This window comes from Clostridium sp. LBM24168 (assembly GCF_052953915.1).
This window is the reverse complement of the sequence record NZ_CP196861.1, coordinates 2,699,247-2,721,257: the sequence shown is the minus strand read 5'-3', so window position 1 is coordinate 2,721,257 and position 22,011 is coordinate 2,699,247. Positions and strand designations below refer to the sequence as shown.

Here is a 22,011-nt window from a genome sequence, read left to right as displayed (position 1 = left end):
GCTCAAGGCTATTTAATTTATAATAAATAGGTGATTATTATGTACAATATATTAATAGTTGATGATAGAGAAATATTTAGGAGATTATTTAAGAGATTTAAAATTTTTAAAGAGAATGAAGATTTTAGTATCAACTTTGAAGCTCAAAATGGAGTAGATGCTATAAAGATTTTGGAAAATTTCAAAATTGATGTAGTCATAACTGATATTCGCATGCCTATAATGGATGGAATTGAACTTTTGAGAAGAATAAAAAAAAGAAAATTAAGTAATTGTGTTATTCTCTTAAGTGAATACGCTGATTTTTCTTATGCTAAAGAGGGAATTGTTTTAGGAGCTTTTGATTATATTGTTAAACCTATAGAAGAAGATAAACTTGTTGAATTATTGAAAAGGATAAAAGATCATCTTGATGTTTTAAAAAAGAACAAAAATTATAATTTACCTAATATTAAAATATTACCAAAGCTTATATTAAATAATGATAATTATATATATAATGTCGCTAACAGTATTATCGAATCAATTATGGAAGAAAAAAAATATGATATTTGTCAAATAAATGAGAGGTTATATTTTTTAATTAATTTTATTAAAGAGGAAATTTTAAAAAGAAGATCTTATATTTCAAAGTATAGTGATTTGGATGAAATATTTAATATTAGAGAGATATATATAAAGAGCGATATTAAAAAGATTTTCTGTGAAAGAATTAAAATAATTACGAAAGAAGTTAATAAATTTAATATTAGATGTAAAAGTGAACTAGTAAAGAATATATGTAAAGATATTATTAATAATCTGGAAAATGGTGTTACTTTGCAGCAAGTAGCAGATATGCATTTTGTAAACAAAACCTATCTCAGTCATCTTTTTAAACAGGAGGTTGGAGTTAGTTATGTTAATTTTGTAACATTTGTAAAGATGGAAAGAGCTAAAATACTTCTTAAAAAGACAAATAAGAAAATATATGAAATTGCTGTTATACTTGGATATGATGATTCTGAATATTTCAGTAAAATTTTTAAAAATACTGTTGGAGTAGCACCTACTGAATATAGACAAAATTATCTATTGTCTAATTTTGTAGATGTAATAAACTAATAATGTTATCTATAAAGAATAATAATATTAAAATTATAATATCGATAATATTGGGGTTATTAGCTTTCTCTCTTTCAAATTGTTATATTATTATTGACAATATATACAATATAAAATTGATTTGGAGTTTAATATTTCCTATAATAATTTCTATTGTGTGGGAATCTAAATATGCATATATTACAGCTTTAAGTGGAACTATATTTATACCATTTTATATATATCCAAATAAAGGATATGCAAATATACTTATAAGTATTAGTTATTTCATTTTAATAATCTTAAATGGACATTTCATTAAGGAAGATTTTAATGCTAATAAGAAGAAAATAATAAATAATATTTATTTTATACAGATAATATATAGTATTTTTTATTTTTTAATAGTAATGATTTTGTATGCTAAAATACTTTATTTCAATCCACCTATATGGGATAAACAAGCAGAGAGGTTTATGTCTCCATCAATTTTAAGGATACAGAGTATTAATTTTATATTTAATACTATTATGCTGATGTCTATTTCTAATGTATTAACTAAATTACCTTATATAAGAAAATTACTTTTTTTAAAACCATTAAAATACTCATATAATAATTTAAATATTTTAATTAAAACATTAGGTATATTTTTTATATTTGTCATTATAGATACAATGGTAGATACATTTTATTTTTCTACAAGAGGTGTTCACTCATCGTTATTTAGAGATAGTGGTGGAGGATTTACCAAATTAACTATTATTATAGCGGTAGTATTTATTATATGTGATTTTACCATAAAAATAAAGAGTAAAAGTGAAGAATCTCGTTTAAATCTCATTAAAAGTGAAGAAAGATATAGACTTATTTTTGAAAATATGATTGATGCATATTTTGAAATCAATACTGATGGCATTATTATAAAAGTTTCACCTTCAGTTAGGTATTCTTTTGGATATACACAACATTACATGGAAGGAAAGAACTTTTATAATTTTTTTGTGAATCCTATAGATATCAAAAATATTGTAGAAAAAATATATTCTATTGGCAGGGTTATGAATATTGAAGCTTTAGGAATAAAAAAGAATGGTGGATTAATATATTTTCTTCTTGTTGGAGATGTAAGTTTAAATCCTGAAAATGATGAAAAGATAATAATTATTAATGCCAGAAATATTACAGACTATAAAATGGAAGAAAAAATAAGACTTAATCTTGCAGCTAATCTTGAAGCTGTATTTGAAAGCAGTAGGGATTTTATTTGGACTGTTGATGGTCAAACCTATAAAATTATTTCATTTAATTCAGCATATAAAAATTTTTTAAGTGATGTGTATTCAATTAAAGTTAATAGGGGTGATCGTATAGAAAAGATTATTCCATATAAAAAAGTTAAATTTTTTAAAGAACTTTATAAAAGGGTACTTATAAAAGGAAATTTTACTGTAGAATATACAGATGAAAAGAGTAATAGCATATTTGAGCTTACTTTATATCCCATTAATATAAATAACAATAAAAGAAATATTTCTATTTTTGCAAGAGATATAACCTCACAGAAAAAGGCCGAGTTAAAAATTAGATCGCTTAATGAAGGCCTTGAAGAGATGGTTGAAGATAGGACAAAAGAACTTGTAAATGCTTATAATGATTTGGAGTCATTTAGTTATACTGTATCACATGAATTTAAAACTCCAATTAGAGAGATAGATGCATATCTAACTATTATAGAAGAAGACTGTTTGAATCTTTTACCACAAACTTCTAAAAATGATATTTTGTCAGTTAAAAAGATATGTAAGGAGACTCTTGATATGATTCAAAAGATGATGGAGTATTGTAAAGCAGGATATATGGCTATTAATCCAAAGATTATTAATATGAATCAATTAGTTAGAGAATGTTATAATGATATTAAATTATCATATAATAACAAAGTCATAATTCTTCAGATATCTGATTTACCAGAACTTTTTGCCGATAAGTTTTTAATAAAACAGGCAATATTTAATATTATGTCTAATTCTATAAAATTTTCCAGAAACAATAAAAAAATTATAATTGAAATTGGATATGTTAAAGATAAGAATAATATAGTCTATTATTTTAAGGACAATGGAGTTGGATTTGATAGCGATTTTTCAAATAACTTATTTGTACTATTTAATAGACTACATAATAATAATGAATTTGAGGGAAATGGTATAGGACTTGCTACAGTTAAAAGAATTATTGAAAGAAATGGTGGGACAGTTGACATACATGGAGAAAAAGGAAATGGTTGTATTGTATTTTTTAAATTTAAAAAGAGTAAAAATCTTATCGGGAAAATTTAATTGAATTATAAATTATGGTAAAAGATAAAATTTCATTGGAGATGATAGAGATTTATGGATATAAAGGCTGGTAGTAATAAAAAACCAAAATTTATGAAATATAAAGTTGCATCAATAAATTGTGAACCTATAATTAATAGAAAGCAATATAATATTGAAAAAGAATATAAACTAGTTGAAGAAGCAGCAAAAAATGGAGCCAAACTTATTGCCTTGCCTGAAATGGCAACAACAGGATATTGCTGGTATAATAGGAGAGAAATCAAACCTTTTGTAGAAAAGATTCCAGGTATTACGACTAATAAATTTTTAGAAATATCTAAAAAATATGAATGTTATATTGTAATAGGTATGCCTGAAGTAGATATCAAAACAGATTTATATTATAATTCGGCTGTTCTTATGGGTCCAAAAGGAATTATTGGTGTACATAGAAAGACCCATTCCTATATTTCAGAACCTAAATGGACAAAGCAAGGTGATTTAGATCATATGGTTTTTGAAACACCAATTGGTAATATTGGAATGCTAATATGCATGGATATTCATTTTATTGAAACTGCACGTATTGAAGGGTTAAGGAATGCTGATGTCATAGTGCATATAAGCAATTGGCTTGCAGAAAAAACACCATCACCATATTGGATTACAAGGGCATTCGAAAATGGTTGTTATGTTCTAGAAAGTAATAGATGTGGTCTTGAAAGGACAGTACAATTTTCTGGTGGAAGTGCTTTGATAAATCCTGATGGAGAAATAGAATCTTATGTTGATGGATATCAACAAATTATGTATGGTGAGATTGATATCCAAAAGGCTAGGATAAAGCTATTTGAGGATCATGGAAATAAATATGTTGAAAGAAAACCCAGGGAGTATATTGATATTATGTCCAATTCATATCTTTGGAATCCATTAGATTTTTTTAATCTTTATGGGTATGATCCGATACCTGATGGAAAAAAATCTAGAATATCTGTAGTACAATTTAAACCGGTAAAATGTGATATTAATGCAAATATAAAAATTGTTGAAGAGAAGACCAAAGAAGCTGTTTTAGAAGGAAGTGAACTTATTGTATTTCCTGAGCTTACTTTAACGGGGGTTGTTAACAAAGAAGAAGCAAGAAAATTGGCTGAAACGGATACAGGCGTTTATATAGATAAATTAATTGATATCTCAATGAAATATTGCGTATATATTGTAGTAGGTATGATTGAAAAAGATAGAAATAAATTGTATAATACTGCGATATTGATAGGACCATGTGGAGTTGTTGGAAAATATAGAAAAATACATCTATCTAATGTAGATAAGGAATGGGCTACACCAGGGAATTTAGGATTTTTACATTTTAATATACCTGTTGGGCGTATTGGAATAATGATTGGATATGATGCTATGTTTCCAGAATCAGCGCGTATGCTTGCCTTAAATGGGGTAGATTTGATCTGCTGTCCATCTGCAGTAAGTTTTCCTAAACCTTATGGACTTGCAGAAACAAAGGTATTGCATAACTATCCAATACCTAGAGGATATAGTACAATGCATTGGCATTTATGGAGAGTTAGAGCCGGAGAAAATAACTGCTATTTGGCATTTGCAAACCAAATAGGATATTATAAAAATGGGAAAAATTATATAGGTAGAAGTGGCATTTTTGGTCCTGATACATTTGAATTTCCAAGAAGAGAAACTATTTTATCATCAGATAGAGAAGAAACTGTTACTTTTGGTATAGATACATCTAATATTTTAGGTTGTGTTTATCCGACTAATATTGTAAGAAGAAAAGATTTATTATGTATGAGACAACCGTTGTGGTACGATGTGATTATTGATGAAAATCCACCTGTGTTGGAACTTTTTAAAAAGTAGATTGTATAAAAATATTGCGAATTTTCATTTTAAATCTCCAAATTATCATTATTTGGGGATTTTATATATGCAGCATTGAAAAAGTATAGATTTATTGGTAATCTATAGATACAAGTACAATTACCTTGATGGGAGGGATTTTATGAAACGATTTAAGCCAGTTAAAAATATATTGATAGGTGCTTTTATTGTAATTTTAGTACTAGGATTTGCTGCATGTAATAAAAGTAATACTAATGGTTCCCAGATTACTTCGGATAATAATGTTGCTGATTCACAAAAATCAACTCAAAAATCTAACAGTGAAATCAAAGAAAAACAGGAAAAAACTCAGCAGAATGAACTTAATACAAAAATAAAAACCTCAGGGGGAATTGAGTTTGCCAAGAAAGAATTAGATAGTAATACTAAAATAGATTTCAATACTCAATGGAAGAATTCAGAGAACAATACTTATAGTGCAACTATAGAGGGAAAAGGTGAAGAAGCCCTAGAAGAAGGGCAGGGTAAGATAATAGTAAAAGGAAATAATAAAATTTATTCTTTTGGGCTTGTAAATAATTCACAGAAATCTCCTAAATCAATTGAATGGGCTGACGATGAAAATTTGATGGTTGTTATTGGAATGTCTATGGGGACAGTTTCTAAAGGTGGAAATTTGTACATGCTAAATGTGAATACAGAAAAAGTATTTTTGGTTCTAGATACGCCAAGTGATAAGCAACAGGTGATGTCCGTACAGAAAAATGGAAATAAATTGGATATAAAGGTAAATGTATATGACGATGATGTTTATAATAAATCTCATATAGAAAATTGGGTTATTGATCCTTTTGATTCAACTTTGAATAGTGATATGAAGGTTAAGGATTCTAGCGGAAAGTTAATTTTAGAAATATAATGATTGTATAAAGGCTTTTTGAATTGCTGAGGGAGTAAAATATTATGGATAAGTCTCGAAAGATATATACTAAAGCTTTGAACAAATATAATAATGGCTATATAGATAAGGCTATAGAGTTGTGTGAGAGAAGTATATCTATGGATTTAAGCAATTCAGCCTCTATTAATCTCAAGGGACTTCTTATATATTTGAAAGGAGACATTAACACAGCCCGCAAGTTGTGGAAGATGAATGCACAGACAAATAAAGATGAAGTTTCAAAAAAATATTTGGAGAATTCCAATGAAGATGCAAATAGAATGATATTCTATAACAGTGCAGTATCCTTTGTTAAAAAATTGAGAATTAATGAAGCTATTCCATTGCTTGAAAAATGCATAGAAAGTGATTTTAATTTGATTAATGTAAACAACTATTTAGCATTATGTTATATGAAAAAAGGCGAATATATCAAATCTGTTGAAGTATTGGATAAGATTTTTCAGATTGACAGATACAATAAAATGGCAAAGGAGACTAGAAAGTCCCTTCAGGATATGGGAATAGTTAAAAGACAGATAAATTTAAAAGGAGTAATTTGCATATTTATAATAATTATTACTGTTCTATTGTCTATGTTTTTTTTATCAATAATGGTGAAAGATAATAGTGTAGGGCTATATAATATAAAAAAAATTAATCCATTAAATTTATTAATGGAGAAGAGATATTATAATAAGGAAGTAGTAAATAAAGATGAAAAAAAAGAGCCTCAAAAAGTCTCTATGAAAGCTGAAGGTATTAAAAAATATATTTTTCCCTATAATAATATTAAAAGATATATTGATAATAAAAATTACAATGAATTATACTACGAATTAGTAAATTTTAAAGGAAATGATAATTCCTTAACCATTAATGAAAAGGTACTCTTAATAAAAGCTAAAAAATTTCTATCTTCAGAAGGAGTTGTATATTTTTATAATGAAGGATGTGCATATTTGAATAGTGGAAACTATAGCGAGGCAAAACAGTATCTAATAAGGGCCTTTGAATATGGTTCAAGTAATGATGTTTATCCAGATATAATTTATATGATGGGTTATAACTTTGAATTATCGGGTGATATAGAAAATGCTATAAAATATTATGATAAATATGATAAGAGTTATCAGAATGGATCATATGAAGAGACGGTAATCTATAGACTTGCACTTATTTATAGGGATTTAGATAAATCTAAAGCTAAAATATATGCACAGAAATTAATAAGCAGGTATCCATTTTCTATATATAATAATTCTGTGGTACATTCTATAATAGAAACGTGAATATATGCTTAAAAATATTGACTAAGTAAATAATAGAGTATAAAATATAATTAAAAGATATACCCTAACAGGGTATGAGGAGGTTAAAAAATGATAGAAGAAATAAAAGATGAAAATTTTTCACAATCAGTTAATGAAGCATCAGCTCCTGTAGTTGTGGATTTTTGGGCTTCCTGGTGTGGACCATGTAAAATGCTTTCACCTATAATGGATGAGGTTTCCGAAGAATTCGGACCTAAGGCTAAATTTTTTAAGGTGAATGTAGATGAGAATCCTAATACAGCTTCTGAATTCAAGGTTTCAAGTATTCCTACTGTAATAGTATTTAAAGATGGTAATGTAGTAGATAAGTTTGTTGGATTTAAGCCAAAGGATGCTGTAAAACAGGTGTTGGCAAAGCATATATAAATTTGATAGTCATAAATTATCCATTATTGAATTAAAGTGGCGGATTGACTGTTATGTTAATTTGCCATTTTATTATAAGTTTTTAAATGGAGATGATAATTAAATGGAAAATACAAGATATGATATAGCCATAGTTGGAAGTGGGCCTGCAGGTATTGCAGCTGCAATTAATGTGAAGATAAGAAATAAAAATGTAATTTTATTTGGAATAGAAGAGTTAAGTAATAAATTAGTGAAAGCCCCTATAATCAACAATTACTTAGGATTTTATAATATGACAGGACACCAGATTAAAGAAAAATTTAAAGAACATATGAGATTTCTGGATATATCAATAATTACAGAAAAGATAAATACCATTTATGCTATGGGTGACTATTTTGCGTTGGATTCAAATGGAAAAATGTATGAAGCTAAGTCTGTTATACTTGCAACCGGTATCGAATATACAAAACCACTAAGAGGTGAAGAGGAATTCTTAGGCAGGGGAGTGGGATATTGTGCTACTTGTGATGCTCCACTCTATAAAGGAAAAATAGTAAGTATTATAGGATATAGTAAGGAAGCTGAAGCTGATGCAAACTATGTTAGTGAACTTGCTAGTAAAACTTATTATATACCAATGTATAAAGACGAATGGAATTTAAATGACAGTATAGAAATAGTACCAGAGAGAGCTGTAGAAATACAGGGAAAGGATAAAGCAGAAAAGATTATACTCCAAAATGGTGAGATTATAACAGACGGTATATTTGTTCTGAAGGATAGTATATCACCGGACTACCTTGTACCGGGGCTTAATATAGAAAATAGCCATATAAAAGTAGATATGGACATGAAGACAAATATAAAAGGCTGTTTTGCAGCAGGAGATTGTACGGGAAAACCATATCAGTATATGAAATCAGCTGGGCAGGGTCAGGTGGCAGCATTGAGTGCAGTTGCTTACCTGGATTTGAATTAAGTAAATATAAAGGGGCTGTCGCATTAGCATAAAAATTATGCTAATGTGACAGCCTTTTTTAACATTTTATAGAAATTTTCATGATAATTTAAAGCAACACAAACTCTATAACTAAAAAATGGTACACTTTAATAAGACTTTTCTATTAAGGCTTTTTTGATTCACAGGCTTTTTAAGATTTTAAAATTAAGCACTACTTTTAAGTGGAAAAAGATGATTTTCTGTTCTATCTGACTGAATTTTATTATGGAGCTTATTGACATTATGTGCCATCGCTAACAAAATACTTTCCGCCAAAATATTCTGTTTACCTCTACTTAGATATCTACGAAATCCCATATCCTGTTTTATCTCTGCAAAGGAGCCTTCGGCTTGGATACTTCGATTCATTCTTAGCTCGCAGCCTTCTTCACTTACAATTCTTTCAAGATTCTCTTTGCGGAGCATGTTGAACAGCTTTGAAGTTTCAAGATTTTTGACCCTTTCTTCCAATGGTATTTTGCTGTTATGTCCTTTTATACATTTACTTTTATGCTGGCAGTTATTGCAATCCTCACATGTATAGATTGTTTTCTCACTTATATAACCAGTCCTGCTTTTCCTTTTTAGTACCCTGTTTACTGTTAGCTTCTTATTATTTTTACAGGTATAATAGTCGCCAGATTTGTTATAATCTATATTATCTATCCGGCTTATATCATTTTTATATTTACGCGTTTTGGATATTTCATAGTTTGCTGGTTTTATATATGATAACTGTCCGTTCGCTTTAACATAAACATAATTTTCTTCACTCTCATAACCTGCATCAGCAGTAATTTTAAAATACTTAAAATACAGGAGGTTCTCCATGCTTTTTATGAATGGAATCAACGTTTTTGTATCCGTGCTCTGGTTGCCTGCAGTAAGCCATACTATATATTCAGAATCTACTCCATGCTGAACATTGTATGCAGGTTTTAGCTGACCGTTTTTCATGGCATCTTCTTTCATCCTCATAAAAGTTGCATCCTTATCCGTCTTCGAGTAGCTGTTACGCTTGCCGCAGGTATGGATTTTCTGTGTATACTCTTTCAGCTTATTAAGATATCCCTCAAGCTTTTCAATAGAACGTTGAATTGGATTTTTCCTTTTGCCAGATCCATGTACAAACTGTATATTTTCTTTATGCTTCAAGGCGTAAAGTTTCTTGCGTAACTTTTTTACGTGCTTTATTTTTACCTTATTTTGATATACAAGCTTTAGTCCGTACAGTTCTTCACATTCAGCCACAAAATCAGCTAATTTAGAAAGCAGTCTGGCTAAATTTTTTGAAACTGATCTTTTCCAGATAAAAGTATATTTGTTTGCACAAGCTTCTATCTTTGTACCGTCAATAAATACAGCATCACCTGATATTTCTCCAATCTCATAAAGGAAGTTTGTCATTTCGGCCATGATTGTTTCTGAACATGGAGCGAAATGAAGGCTGCGGAATCTAGCAAATGTAGAATGATCCGGTACTTGTGAACCTTCTAAGAGATACATAAAGTTCACGTCTCTTTTGCATGATTTCTCCATTTCTCTTGATGAATAATTATGATTCATATATGAGTAAAGTACAATCTTCAGCATCTGACGCGGTGTTGCCTGATTCTCCCTCATACGGGAGTAAGTCGAATACAAATCTGTTAAATCCATCTCCTCTACAAACTGACTTAGCAAATGCACCGAATCATTATCTGGTATCATGTAATCAATATTTAATGGAAGTTTTAATTGATAATTTCCACGATTTGAAGTATAATTTTTATGTAAATTAATGTATTTAGTCATATATTAATTTTACCATAAATCTTTCACTCTTCCGAGTGGGAGATTTATTTTTTACGTAAAAAACTGTCGCACTAATTTTTTTTAGTGCGACAGCCCCTTTATATTTATCATCGGATGTATTTAATCTGCTGCAAAAAAGACATGATGCCCTATATATTTAACGTTTCTTTTGCCTATATCTTTCATCCATGTTGATGTAGCTATTTTTGGATTGTAAAAAAATACTGCCTTGTTTGTTGGGTCAGCCCCTTTTAGTGCCTTTGATACTGCATTGTAGTTATTTTGATTTGGAACTACGTTTATATTTCCATTTCTAACACAAGAAAAAGCACCTTTTTGTTTTATTACTTCTTCTACAGTTTTTGGAAATTTTGGGTATTTCAATCTGTTTAGTATAACAGAAGCTACAGCAACCTGGCCTTCAAAAGGTTCACAGTTACTTTCAGCATATACAACTTTTGCCATTAGATCTACGTCTTTTTGAGTTATATATAATTTTTGATTTGAGTAGTTAAATACCTGAACTATCTCTTCCTCTTCATTGAAAAGGTTAATATCTTTTTTGCTTATAGAAATTGCTGATATTTTTTCCAATGGAGTAAAGAGCATCAATAATAAACATACAAAACAAAAAAATTTTTTCAAATAAAATCCTCTCCTTATTACCTGCGGGGTTAGCTGACGGGTTCGGTAAAGGCATAACCTACGTAAAATACGATTCACCCCAAGTGTTTTTTTTGGTTTCCCCGTGTTTTTTTGTTAAACTTAGGCTAATGATATTGTATCCGTTTTATAAAAAAAAATACGGATTTATTAAAATTTTATAAAATACTTTTTACCTCAGATATAATTAATATTAAATAGTGTATAATTGTAAATAGATATTTTATAAGGATGGTGGGATGCTTGGAATTGCTGCAAATGCTTGTAAATTCAATAAAATATATAAGTTTGTCATCCATAATGGATATACTTGTAGTATCCTATATTTTATATAAAGCGTATATGCTTATGAAGGAAACTAGGGCAGAGCAACTTATAAAAGGTATAGTACTTTTAATATTCTTAATACCAATAAGCAGTCTGTTTAATTTGACAATGTTAAACTGGATACTTACAAAAACGTTAACAATAGGTGTTCTTTCAGTTGTTATTATATTTCAGCCGGAAATCAGGAGTGCACTTGAACACCTAGGAAGAACTGCTTTTACAGATAAACATATTTTTGACGATGAAGAAGCTATGATAAAAATTATAACTGAAATTGTAAATGCGGTGGAAAATTTATCAAGGAGCAAAACTGGAGCGTTAATTATAATAGAGCAGATTACAGGACTTGAAGATATAATAAAGACAGGAACGAGGCTTGATGCTATATTATCTTCTGCACTGCTGGAGAATATATTTGTAGTTAATACTCCACTTCATGATGGAGCTACTGTTGTGAAAAATGATAGAATAGCTGCTGCTGGATGTTTTCTGCCACTTACTGATAACGAAAATTTAAATAAGAAATTAGGTACCAGACATAGAGCAGGAATTGGAATATCCGAGAAATCAGATGCTTTAGTAATTATCGTATCTGAAGAAACTGGAATTATTTCACTTGCAGTGCATGGGAGAATTACAAGGGATTATACAAAAGATAGATTGCGAAATTTATTGATCCGCATAATGAAAAACAGATCTGAAAAGCAATCGGGATTTAGGGGGAAGGTGAATAAATGGAAACAAAAATTTCACAGAACCAAATCTTTATAAAGATCTGTTGTGTTATTACATCGTTTGTTCTATGGCTTTACATATTTAATGTTGAAAATCCTATAAGACAAAGAAAAATTGTTGTTCCTGTAAAAATAGTCAATAAAACTGCACTTTCTCAATCAAATCTTGTACAAATAGAGGATAAAAACTATGAAGTATCTCTTGATATAAAAGGAAATGCTTCTGATGTATTTTCAATAAAACCTCAAGATTTTAAACTAGAATGTGATTTAAGTTCTTATGTGATGAAAAAAGGAGAAAATAATATACCTGTAAAGATTAAAAAGAGTCCTGACAACATAAGCATAGTAAATAATGGCAATTTATGGGTGGCAATGGAATTGGATAGTATTGTAAAGAAGACTTTTCCCATAAAGCTTATTATAGATGGTGAAACTAAAAATGGACTTCATGCGGTGAAACCCGTATTAAATGTAAAAAAAGCTGTGGTATCAGGACCATCAAGTGTAGTCTATAATTTAAGTAATGTAGTTGCAAGATATAACATAGGAAGTATTACCAAAAGTGTAAATGTCAAAGTTACTCTTGAGGCTGAGGATCTATCTGGAGCTATTGTGAAAAATGTTAATATAAATCCTAAATATGTAAATATAAATATACCTGTTGGAAATGTTAAAAGTGTACCTGTAGAAATTAAGACTGTTGGTAAAGTTCAGGATAATTTGATACTTAGCTCCATAGTGTCTTATCCTGACAAAGTAGATATATCTGGTAATTATGATATTATTTCCAGTATAGGTACTTTGGATACGGAACCGTTGAATCTGGACAAAATTTCCAATAGTGGTAGTGTGGATATGAAATTAATTGTACCTAATGGAGTTAATCTTATAAACAGCAATGGTTATGTAATTCTGAAAGTGGAAGTATCAAAAAGCAAGGATTCAAATAAGATTTCGGAAAAAAGCTTTAGTCTAAAAATAAACGTAGAGAATTTAAGTAATAATTATACAGCAAAACTTGATAATAGCAATTCTTCAATTGTAGTTTCGGGCAGTGATAATATTTTAAATAATCTAGATGAAAATGCTATACACTGCTTTGTAGATTTGTCTTCTATGTCTTATGGAGAAAGGGATGTTCCTTTAAATGTCACTCTTCCAGAGGGAGTATCCTTGATATCCAAAAACCCACAAAATGTGAAGGTTGTTATAAGCAAAAAAACAGCGGAGGTTGAAAATGCCAATTAAAATAAATAACTTGACCATAAATCTTGATGAAGATCTAAAAATTTTAAAAAATGAAGCTGCTAAAAAATTGAATATAGATGAAACAAGTATAGAAAAATTTAGAATACTAAGAGAGTCTGTAGATGCTAGAAGGAAAAACAAGATAAAATTTAATTATATTGTAGAGGTTCAAACCCAAAATGAGAAAAAACTGATGAATAAAATTCATGACAAGAATGTAGTATTCAATGAAAACAAGCAATATAATGTAAAATTTGGAACAAAAAAATTAACTAATAGACCTGTTATAGTTGGAATGGGACCTGGAGGAATGTTTGCAGGTCTTATACTGTCTAAATTTGGGTATAAACCTTTCATAGTGGAAAGGGGAGAAAAAGTAGAAGATAGAAAAAAGACTATAGAAAAATTTTGGAATACAGGACAGTTAAATCCAGAATCGAATGTACAATTTGGCGAAGGCGGAGCAGGCACTTTTTCAGATGGAAAGCTTACTACAAGAACAAAAGACAGCAGATGCAGAATTGTATTTGAAACTTTTGCAAGGTATGGAGCGCCTGAAGAAATATTGTACAGCGGCAAGCCGCATATTGGAACTGATATATTAAAGAGTGTAGTAAGAAATATAAGAAATGAAATAGAAAAAAATGGTGGGGAAATATTATTTAATACAAAATTTAATGACCTTAAAGTTAAAAATGGTAAACTTGAGTCAATTACCATAGATAAAGAAGAAATACCTTGTGATGATTTGGTGCTTGCTATAGGACATAGCTCAAGAGATACGTATAAAATGTTGTTTAATAAGAATATATTTATGGAGCAAAAGCCCTTCGCCGTTGGTGTAAGAGTTGAACATCTTCAGCACATGATAGATGTAAATCAGTATGGTAAATATGCAGGTCATCCAAGACTTGGTGCATCAGATTATAGACTTACTTCAAGAGGTAAAAACGGAAGAGGAGTATATAGCTTTTGTATGTGTCCTGGAGGAGAAGTTGTGGCAGCATCTTCTGAGGATAACATGCTGGTTACAAATGGAATGAGTAATTATAAAAGAGATGGCAAAAACGCAAATTCAGCTGTAGTTGTAACTGTAGGTAAAAATGATTTTGAAGATAAGCTTCCGCTCCGCGGCATGGAATTTCAAAGACATTATGAGAGAATGGCATATAGAATTGGAGGAGGAAATTACGAAGCGCCAGTACAATTAATAAGAGACTTTTTAGAAGATAATGTATCTGTTGAATTTGGAAATGTAAAACCGAGCTACAGGCGGGGGTATAATTTTGCAGATTTAAGAAGATGTCTTCCACAAGCTGTTATTGAAGCGCTAAAAGATGGATTTGTAGATTTTGAAAGGAAAATAAAGGGATTTTCAAGTGGAGATGGTGTTATAATCGGGATAGAAACGAGAACTTCGGCACCTGTCAGGATATCGAGAAATGAAAATCTTGAAAGCATATCTGCTAAGGGAATTTATCCTTGTGGCGAAGGTGCAGGATTTGCAGGTGGCATAATATCTTCAGCAATTGATGGAATAAAGGTGGCTGAAAAAATAATGTGCAAGTATAAGCCCTTTTAAATAACATTTGAATAAATATTCTCAGTATAATATAATGTGACATGTGTGTATTTAAATTTTAAGATTAACAATTGATAAGAGAGGTATTTGTAATGCATAGAATGTTTGGAACTGATGGAGTCAGAGGGATTGCAAATAAGGAATTGACATGTGAACTGGCGTATAAGCTTGGAAAAGCTGGAGCTTGTGTGCTGACGGAAGGAGCTAGAAGTCCTAAAATACTTGTTGGAATGGATACAAGAATATCTGGATATATGCTTGAAGGAGCTTTGGTTTCAGGAATACTCTCAGTTGGGGCAAAAGCTGTATGCGTAGGGATTATACCAACACCTGCAATAGCATATCTGACAAAAAAATATGGTGCAGATGCAGGAGTTGTAATATCAGCATCTCATAATCCTGTAGAATATAATGGGATTAAATTTTTTAATGGACAGGGATATAAACTTTCAGATGAATTGGAGGATAAAATACAACAACTTATTGAAAGTGATTTTAGAGGAATAAGTATACTTACAGGTGAAAAAATAGGGGTTAAGACAAATAAGATATATAAGGCACTTACTGATTATATAGAATTTGCCAAATCAACTATAGATATAAATTTAACCGGACTTAAGGTTGCTCTTGATTGTGCAAATGGGGCATCATCAAAAACTTCGGTTAAAGCCTTCAAGGAAATGGGTGCAGACGTTTATGTAATAAACAATGATCCTGATGGAATAAATATAAATAAAAACTGTGGATCTACACATCCTGAGGAACTTATGGATTATGTAGTAAAAAAGAATTGCGATTTAGGACTTGCTTTTGATGGTGATGCAGATAGATGCCTTGCTGTAGACGAAAAAGGAAATTTGGTAAGTGGCGATTTTATAATAGGAATAATAGGAAAATATTTAAAACTTAAAAATAAATTGAATAAAAATTCTGTAGTAGTTACAGTTATGAGCAATCTTGGTCTTGATATAGCGTTGAGTGGAGAAAATATAAAGACTATAAAGACAAAGGTTGGAGACAGATATGTGCTAGAGGAAATGAGAAGGAATGGATATGTACTAGGAGGCGAACAGTCGGGGCATATAATAATGCTAGACTACAATACAACGGGTGATGGTCTTGTTACAGCACTTAAGATAGCTTCTATAGTAAAAGAAAGTGGACAGACGCTTTCAGAACTTGCTTCATTTATAAAGGAACTTCCTCAGGTTCTTGTAAATGCCAAAGTACCGAATGATAGGAAAAAAATATATATTGAAGATGATGAGATAGTGTCAGAAATCAAAAAAGTAGAGGAAAAGTTGAATGGATGTGGGAGAGTACTTATAAGGCCATCTGGAACAGAACCACTTGTAAGAGTAATGTTGGAAGGAAAAATTCAGTCTGAAATAGATGATATGGCGAATAATCTTGCTAAATTGATTGAAAAGAAGGTTAATTGTTAATTAATATTTTTATGTACAAGGTGTAAGTGCTAATTGGGCATTTATGCCTTATTTACTTACAAAATATGGACGTGTTAATATAAAGTTAATAGTTGTAATAGTTGACAAAGAAGAATTTTAAATCATATAATGTATTGATGGAATATTTGAAGCCGTTAGTTTTGAGAAAGTAGGTGATAGCAGAGAAATTATTTTATAAAAGCGCCAGGACTTATGTGGTCAAAGAAGAAATTTTGAAGTACCACTTAAGTTGACGAGGATGGGGAGTATCGAATCTTCGGCGGGTGCCCCACGGTATATGTCGCACTACCGTTAACGGCTGATAAACTCAGAAAGTGATTTCTGAAACAACATCAGTCTGGTGTTGAAACCTCAATATTCATTGAGTGTGGGATAATTCTTATTATCCTTGGTATCAATCATAATTATGTCCTGTTAAAAAGCAATAAGGGTAACTTTGTTTCTTATACACTTTTTTAAAATATTAAGGTATGGATTTTATTTGTATACCTAAAATGTGATTTGTAGCGGGATAAGTCTAAATTATCAAATTTTGAGAGGAAGATTAATATGTGCGGAATAGTTGGATTTGTTGGTGATGAGAATGCAACATCTATATTGGTGGATGGTTTAAGTAAACTCGAATACAGAGGATATGATTCAGCAGGTGTTGCAGTAATTGATGGTGATCATATAAATGTGATGAAATGTAAAGGCAGGCTTTCAAATTTGGAGAATAAACTGAAAAACAGGCCTTTGAAGGGATATATAGGCATAGGACATACGAGGTGGGCAACTCATGGTGAGCCGTCAGATGTAAATGCACATCCACACAGCAATGGAGATGGAACTATAAGTGTAGTCCACAATGGAATAATAGAAAATTATGTTGAATTAAGAGAAATGCTTAAATCTAAAGGTTATGAATTTGTTTCTGACACAGACACGGAAGTTATTCCACAGCTTATAGATTATTTTTACAACGGTGACCTGACTGCTGCTGTAATGATGGCAGCTTCTAAATTAAAAGGAAGTTATGCTATAGGTGTAATTTCATCTAAAGAGCCGGATAAAATTGTTGCAGCAAGGAAGGACAGCCCTCTTGTGGTTGGTGTTGGAAACAAGGAATATTTCATAGCATCTGATATACCTGCCATATTAAATTATACAAGGGATGTATATTTGTTAAATGATAATGAATTTGTAGTACTTGATGAAAATGGGGTAAAAATTCTTGATGGCAAAGGAAAACAGATTAATAGAGATATATTTCATGTAACATGGAATGCAGATGCTGCTGAAAAGGGTGGATATGAGCATTTTATGATAAAGGAAATATATGAACAGCCGAAGGCAATAAGAGATACCATGACTTCAAGAATTATGCCGGGTAAACCTGTTACTTTAGACAATATAAAGTTAACTAAAAAGCAAATAGCGGATATAGACAAAATATATATTGTAGCTTGTGGAACCGCATATCATGCTGGAATTATAGGTAAATATGCTATAGAAAGACTTGCAAAAATGTCCGTAGAAGTAGATGTGGCATCGGAATTTAGATATAGAGATCCTATAATAAATGATAAAACTCTGATGATAATAATAAGCCAATCAGGTGAAACAGCTGATACACTGGCGGCACTTAGGGAAGGAAAGGAAAAAGGTGCAAGAATAATAGCGGTAACTAATGTTGTAGGTAGTACAATATCAAGGGAAGCTGAAGATGTCCTCTATACATGGGCTGGACCGGAAATTGCAGTTGCATCTACTAAAGCTTATGTGACACAACTTATTGTAATGTATACAATAGCTTTATTCTTTGCACAAAATAAAGGAACATTGACTGATGAAGAAATTGAAAAACTGAAATCGGAGATGCTTACTCTTCCGGAAAAGGCTGAAAAAGTTCTTGAAAGCAAGGATATTGTTGAGGATTTTGCAGCGAAAAACTATACTCATAAAGATATGTTTTATATAGGTAGGGGACTTGATTATGCTGTTGCTATGGAGGGCTCATTAAAGGTAAAAGAGGTATCATATATTCATTCAGAGGCTTATGCCGGTGGCGAATTGAAACATGGGCCTATAGCATTGATTGAGAATGGAACTATAGTTATAGCAGGAGCAACTCAGCAGAAATTGGTTGAAAAAATGATAAGTAACATTAAAGAGCTTACTACAAGGGGTGCAAAGGTGCTTGGACTTGCAATAAAGGGTAGCAAGGATGTAGAAGATGCAGTAAATTCGATAATTTATCTTCCTATGGTAATGGATATATTTGCACCTATACTTGAGGTAATACCTCTTCAGCTTTTAGGTTATTATATGGCTATTAAGAAAGGCTGTGACGTAGACAAACCAAGAAATTTGGCCAAGTCAGTTACTGTAGAATAAAGTTTAAGTTATGAAGGAAAGCAATTGTAGAAGTGTGCTTTCTTTCATTTTTCATATATTTAGGAAAAAGTCGTATCGTTTATATAAAGGTGGTTTTATGAAAGACAGGATATCCATAACGGATTTAGCAAAACTTAGAAAGGTGACTACTGAAACTTTAAGGTATTATGATAGAATAGGGCTTTTCAAACCGACATATGTGGATCCAAAAACTAATTATAGATATTATTCCATTTTGCAATATGAGAAGCTTGGTACAATAAAAGAATTACGACAACTTGGAATGCCACTTAGAGAAATAAAAGAATATTTTGATAATAGAAGTGCAAATAAATCACTTTCAATATTGAAGAAAAAGTACATTGAATTGAAAAATAAAATAGAAAGTCTCAGTGTACTGGAAAAGAATATATCGGAGAAAATTGAATTTTTGGAATCTGTAATTGAAGAAGCAAACACAAAGCAAATTGTACTAAAAAATTTTCCCGATAGGGAGATAATTACTTTTGGAAGGGTGGTAAAGAATAAGATTGATTTGAGTTATGGATTTGTTGAACTCGAAAATAGTCTTGAAGAGATTTCTCCTATTCTAGCAAGTAATAGGCTTGGATTCATAATACCTAGAGAGAATATAAAATCTTTGAGTGATATAGATACAAATAGGATATTTGTATTTTCCAAAGGGAAATCAAAAGTTGATGAAAGCTGTATTAAAGTTATAGAACGAGGAACTTATGCCTGCATATATAACAATGGGAAGCCATGGAATAGAGAAAAGAGTATAAAGAAACTGATCAAATATATTAATGATGAGGGTTTTATAATAATTGGAGATGCACTTCAAGTTGCACAAATTGATATAACTGTAACCGATATTCTAGAGGAAGAGTGTTTTGAAATACAAATTCCAGTCAAAGATAATAAATATAAAAAATAACCTATTGATAGAAAAATATTAATAGGTTATTTTTGTTGATTGTTAATGTTGACATTTGTGTAACACAAAAGTTTATAATTGTAACAAATAAAAAAAGGTTATTAAGGAGGAAATTTGTTATGAAAAAAACTTATGTTAAGAACTCAACTGGAATTTTAAAAAAGGTACTATTATGTCCGCCTACGTATTTTGAATTTGAAGCAATCAATGTTATAACTGAGAATTGGCTGGATAAAGGACAAAAATCTGATAAAAAAGCGTGTTTAAGAGAACATGCTGAATTAGTACAAGCTTATGAAGAAAATGGAGTAGAAGTAATAATGATGGAACCTGATCCGAACTTACCCTATGAGGTTTTTTCGAGAGATTTTGGAGGTTGTGTATCTGAAGGATTTATAATGGGAAGGTTTAGAGAACCTGTACGGCATGGTGAAACTGCTAAGTATGAAGCAAAAATGAAGGAGCTTGGGATACCATGTGTTGCAAGGTGTACATCAGGTGCATATGAAGGTGGAGATTTTTGGTTTCTTGATGATTACACGTTGGCACATGGGGTTATAGCCAGAACTGATTTTGATGGTGCTGAAAACATAAGAAGGCAGGTTAATGAATTGGGATATGAAATGATTACTGTACCTGCTTTAAGACAAAATCTTCATCTCGATATGTGTTTTAATATAGTGGTTGAAAAGGTAGCTGTAGTATGTAAACAGGCTTTACCCTATAACTTTTTAAAAATGCTGGAAAAGAGGAAATTTACATTAATAGATGTACCACAGGAAGGAGTATTTAAGCATTATTGCAATCTTCAAGCTCTTGGAAATGATAAAGTAATAACATTTGAAAATAATAAGAAGGTAAATGAACAGCTTGAGGCTCTTGGAATAAAAACTATAAAGCTTGATCTTGTTGAAATACTTAAAGGAGGAGGCGGCCCTCATTGTATGACATTTCCATTGAAGAGGGAATAAATATTTTATAATATATTCAAATATTATATTATTATAAAATGCGATAAAAATCTATACAATTTTAGTGAGAGGAAATTCATCATGGGATCAAAATTGATTGGTTTTGTGTGTTTGTTTTTTGCATCAAGTATCTGGGGTGGAATGTATGTGGTCAGTAAATATATTCTGAAATTTATACCACCTATTACCTTAGTGTGGATTAGATATCTTATTGCATGTGTAATATTATTTCTAGCTTTAATAGTGGTCAAGCATTATAAAGGGAATTACAGTAAAATGAGGAGAAAAGATTGGCTGCTTGTAATATGGATAGGATTTATAGGATATTTTGTTTCAATAGTCTTTCAATTTATAGGAACAAGTTTATCTGATGCACATACTGGATCTTTAATTACGACATCTTCCCCTGTATTTGTGGTATTATTTGCGAAATTTATACTTGGAGAATCATTTACAGGAAGAAAAATTATCTCGCTCTTCCTTTCAGTAATAGGTGTTGTTGTAATTATTGGATTTGATCATACTGGTGAAGATCACTTATTTGGAAGTATAATACTTGTAGGTGCAGCTGTAACATGGGCACTTCTGTCAGTATATGTAAAAATTGCTTCTAGATATATGGATTCAATTACAATAACTGCATATGCGATGTTATTTGCTTTAGTATTTACTACACCGTTTATGATTTCAGAAAACAATAATTTCATGCTCATCTTAAACAATAGAAAGATTTTACTTGGAATAATTTATCTTGGGATTGTATCTACTGCTGGAGCGTTTTTTTTATGGAATAAAGGTATTGGAATGGTTGAAGCTGGTACAGGGTCATTGTTTTTATTTTTTCAGCCTATTACAGGTTCATTTCTGGGATGGCTTTGTCTTAGTGAGCAATTAGCGAGCAGCTTTTTTATTGGAGGAATATTGATAATATTTGCAGTTATAATAGCTTCTCAAAATAAGAATTATACTGAAATGAATAATATAAAATAAGGTATTAGTT

17 protein-coding genes and 1 riboswitch are annotated in these 22,011 nt (G+C 30.6%); of the genes, 15 read left to right on the top strand and 2 right to left on the bottom strand.

Features of this window, described 5'->3' with window-relative positions; genetic code table 11:
• Positions 1-39 precede the first annotated feature (39 nt).
• The 7 genes from ACSVC9_RS13440 (at position 40) to ACSVC9_RS13410 (ending at position 8,889) form a co-directional block, all read left to right on the top strand.
• Positions 40-1,104 (top strand): response regulator transcription factor, encoded by a 1,065-nt coding sequence (locus ACSVC9_RS13440; protein WP_446897963.1) that lies wholly within the window; start codon positions 40-42, stop codon positions 1,102-1,104.
• Between the two features lie 656 nt (positions 1,105-1,760).
• Positions 1,761-3,425 carry a PAS domain-containing sensor histidine kinase gene (locus tag ACSVC9_RS13435; protein ID WP_446897962.1) on the top strand — a complete coding sequence of 555 codons (1,665 nt, stop codon included), beginning with the start codon at positions 1,761-1,763 and terminating at the stop codon, positions 3,423-3,425.
• Between the two features lie 93 nt (positions 3,426-3,518).
• On the top strand, positions 3,519-5,303 hold the full coding sequence (locus ACSVC9_RS13430) for a nitrilase-related carbon-nitrogen hydrolase (RefSeq protein ID WP_446897961.1): 1,785 nt from the start codon (positions 3,519-3,521) through the stop codon (positions 5,301-5,303).
• 142 nt (positions 5,304-5,445) lie between these two features.
• Complete coding sequence (locus ACSVC9_RS13425) at positions 5,446-6,204, top strand: DUF4652 domain-containing protein (RefSeq protein ID WP_446897960.1); 759 nt, start codon at positions 5,446-5,448, stop codon at positions 6,202-6,204.
• Between the two features lie 44 nt (positions 6,205-6,248).
• A complete protein-coding gene (locus ACSVC9_RS13420; RefSeq protein WP_446897959.1) occupies positions 6,249-7,517 on the top strand; it encodes a tetratricopeptide repeat protein in 1,269 nt (422 codons plus the stop codon).
• 90 nt (positions 7,518-7,607) lie between these two features.
• A complete protein-coding gene (gene trxA, locus ACSVC9_RS13415) occupies positions 7,608-7,925 on the top strand; it encodes a thioredoxin (RefSeq protein WP_446897958.1) in 318 nt (105 codons plus the stop codon).
• A 103-nt stretch (positions 7,926-8,028) separates the two neighbouring features.
• A complete protein-coding gene (locus tag ACSVC9_RS13410; protein WP_446897957.1) occupies positions 8,029-8,889 on the top strand; it encodes an NAD(P)/FAD-dependent oxidoreductase in 861 nt (286 codons plus the stop codon).
• A 186-nt stretch (positions 8,890-9,075) separates the two neighbouring features.
• Here ACSVC9_RS13410 and ACSVC9_RS13405 read toward each other — a convergent pair whose 3' ends face one another.
• The gene (locus ACSVC9_RS13405) at positions 9,076-10,704 is read right to left on the bottom strand and encodes an IS1182 family transposase (protein WP_446897624.1); all 1,629 of its coding nucleotides are present in this window, start codon (positions 10,702-10,704) and stop codon (positions 9,076-9,078) included.
• Between the two features lie 120 nt (positions 10,705-10,824).
• Positions 10,825-11,349, bottom strand: coding sequence for a cell wall hydrolase (locus ACSVC9_RS13400; protein WP_446897956.1), 525 nt, complete (start codon positions 11,347-11,349; stop codon positions 10,825-10,827).
• A 3-nt stretch (positions 11,350-11,352) separates the two neighbouring features.
• A riboswitch (cyclic di-AMP (ydaO/yuaA leader) is annotated at positions 11,353-11,486 on the bottom strand.
• Between the two features lie 124 nt (positions 11,487-11,610).
• On the opposite strand from ACSVC9_RS13400, the gene cdaA reads away from it, so the two are divergent.
• From cdaA to ACSVC9_RS13360, 8 genes are all read left to right on the top strand, one after another.
• Entirely contained in the window at positions 11,611-12,465 is an 855-nt protein-coding gene (cdaA, locus tag ACSVC9_RS13395) for a diadenylate cyclase CdaA (protein ID WP_446897955.1), read from the top strand.
• Positions 12,429-13,679, top strand: a complete 1,251-nt coding sequence (locus ACSVC9_RS13390; RefSeq protein WP_446897954.1) for a CdaR family protein — start codon at positions 12,429-12,431, stop codon at positions 13,677-13,679. Before cdaA ends, ACSVC9_RS13390 begins: the two co-directional genes overlap by 37 nt.
• The gene (locus tag ACSVC9_RS13385) at positions 13,669-15,261 is read left to right on the top strand and encodes an NAD(P)/FAD-dependent oxidoreductase (protein WP_446897953.1); all 1,593 of its coding nucleotides are present in this window, start codon (positions 13,669-13,671) and stop codon (positions 15,259-15,261) included. Before ACSVC9_RS13390 ends, ACSVC9_RS13385 begins: the two co-directional genes overlap by 11 nt.
• Before the next feature lie 92 nt (positions 15,262-15,353).
• Positions 15,354-16,706 (top strand): phosphoglucosamine mutase, encoded by a 1,353-nt coding sequence (glmM, locus tag ACSVC9_RS13380; RefSeq protein ID WP_446897952.1) that lies wholly within the window; start codon positions 15,354-15,356, stop codon positions 16,704-16,706.
• Between the two features lie 570 nt (positions 16,707-17,276).
• Positions 17,277-19,103, top strand: a complete 1,827-nt coding sequence (gene glmS / locus ACSVC9_RS13375; RefSeq protein ID WP_446897951.1) for a glutamine--fructose-6-phosphate transaminase (isomerizing) — start codon at positions 17,277-17,279, stop codon at positions 19,101-19,103.
• A gap of 97 nt (positions 19,104-19,200) precedes the next feature.
• Complete coding sequence (locus tag ACSVC9_RS13370) at positions 19,201-20,040, top strand: MerR family transcriptional regulator (RefSeq protein WP_446897950.1); 840 nt, start codon at positions 19,201-19,203, stop codon at positions 20,038-20,040.
• A gap of 119 nt (positions 20,041-20,159) precedes the next feature.
• Positions 20,160-21,011, top strand: coding sequence for a dimethylarginine dimethylaminohydrolase family protein (locus ACSVC9_RS13365; RefSeq protein WP_446897949.1), 852 nt, complete (start codon positions 20,160-20,162; stop codon positions 21,009-21,011).
• An 81-nt stretch (positions 21,012-21,092) separates the two neighbouring features.
• Positions 21,093-22,001, top strand: coding sequence for a DMT family transporter (locus tag ACSVC9_RS13360; RefSeq protein WP_446897948.1), 909 nt, complete (start codon positions 21,093-21,095; stop codon positions 21,999-22,001).
• The last annotated feature ends 10 nt before the right edge of the window (positions 22,002-22,011 follow it).

What these genes read in the sequence shown, in the direction of transcription:
- ACSVC9_RS13440 (WP_446897963.1), top strand. Translation starts at nt 40, where the DNA reads ATGTACAATATATTAATAGTTGATGATAGAGAAATATTTAGGAGATTA.
- ACSVC9_RS13435 (WP_446897962.1), top strand. Translation starts at nt 1,761, where the DNA reads ATGGTAGATACATTTTATTTTTCTACAAGAGGTGTTCACTCATCGTTA.
- ACSVC9_RS13430 (WP_446897961.1), top strand. Translation starts at nt 3,519, where the DNA reads ATGAAATATAAAGTTGCATCAATAAATTGTGAACCTATAATTAATAGA.
- ACSVC9_RS13425 (WP_446897960.1), top strand. Translation starts at nt 5,446, where the DNA reads ATGAAACGATTTAAGCCAGTTAAAAATATATTGATAGGTGCTTTTATT.
- ACSVC9_RS13420 (WP_446897959.1), top strand. Translation starts at nt 6,249, where the DNA reads ATGGATAAGTCTCGAAAGATATATACTAAAGCTTTGAACAAATATAAT.
- trxA (WP_446897958.1), top strand. Translation starts at nt 7,608, where the DNA reads ATGATAGAAGAAATAAAAGATGAAAATTTTTCACAATCAGTTAATGAA.
- ACSVC9_RS13410 (WP_446897957.1), top strand. Translation starts at nt 8,029, where the DNA reads ATGGAAAATACAAGATATGATATAGCCATAGTTGGAAGTGGGCCTGCA.
- ACSVC9_RS13405 (WP_446897624.1), bottom strand. Translation starts at nt 10,704, where the DNA reads ATGACTAAATACATTAATTTACATAAAAATTATACTTCAAATCGTGGA.
- ACSVC9_RS13390 (WP_446897954.1), top strand. Translation starts at nt 12,429, where the DNA reads ATGGAAACAAAAATTTCACAGAACCAAATCTTTATAAAGATCTGTTGT.
- ACSVC9_RS13385 (WP_446897953.1), top strand. Translation starts at nt 13,669, where the DNA reads ATGCCAATTAAAATAAATAACTTGACCATAAATCTTGATGAAGATCTA.
- glmM (WP_446897952.1), top strand. Translation starts at nt 15,354, where the DNA reads ATGCATAGAATGTTTGGAACTGATGGAGTCAGAGGGATTGCAAATAAG.
- glmS (WP_446897951.1), top strand. Translation starts at nt 17,277, where the DNA reads ATGTGCGGAATAGTTGGATTTGTTGGTGATGAGAATGCAACATCTATA.
- ACSVC9_RS13370 (WP_446897950.1), top strand. Translation starts at nt 19,201, where the DNA reads ATGAAAGACAGGATATCCATAACGGATTTAGCAAAACTTAGAAAGGTG.
- ACSVC9_RS13365 (WP_446897949.1), top strand. Translation starts at nt 20,160, where the DNA reads ATGAAAAAAACTTATGTTAAGAACTCAACTGGAATTTTAAAAAAGGTA.
- ACSVC9_RS13360 (WP_446897948.1), top strand. Translation starts at nt 21,093, where the DNA reads ATGGGATCAAAATTGATTGGTTTTGTGTGTTTGTTTTTTGCATCAAGT.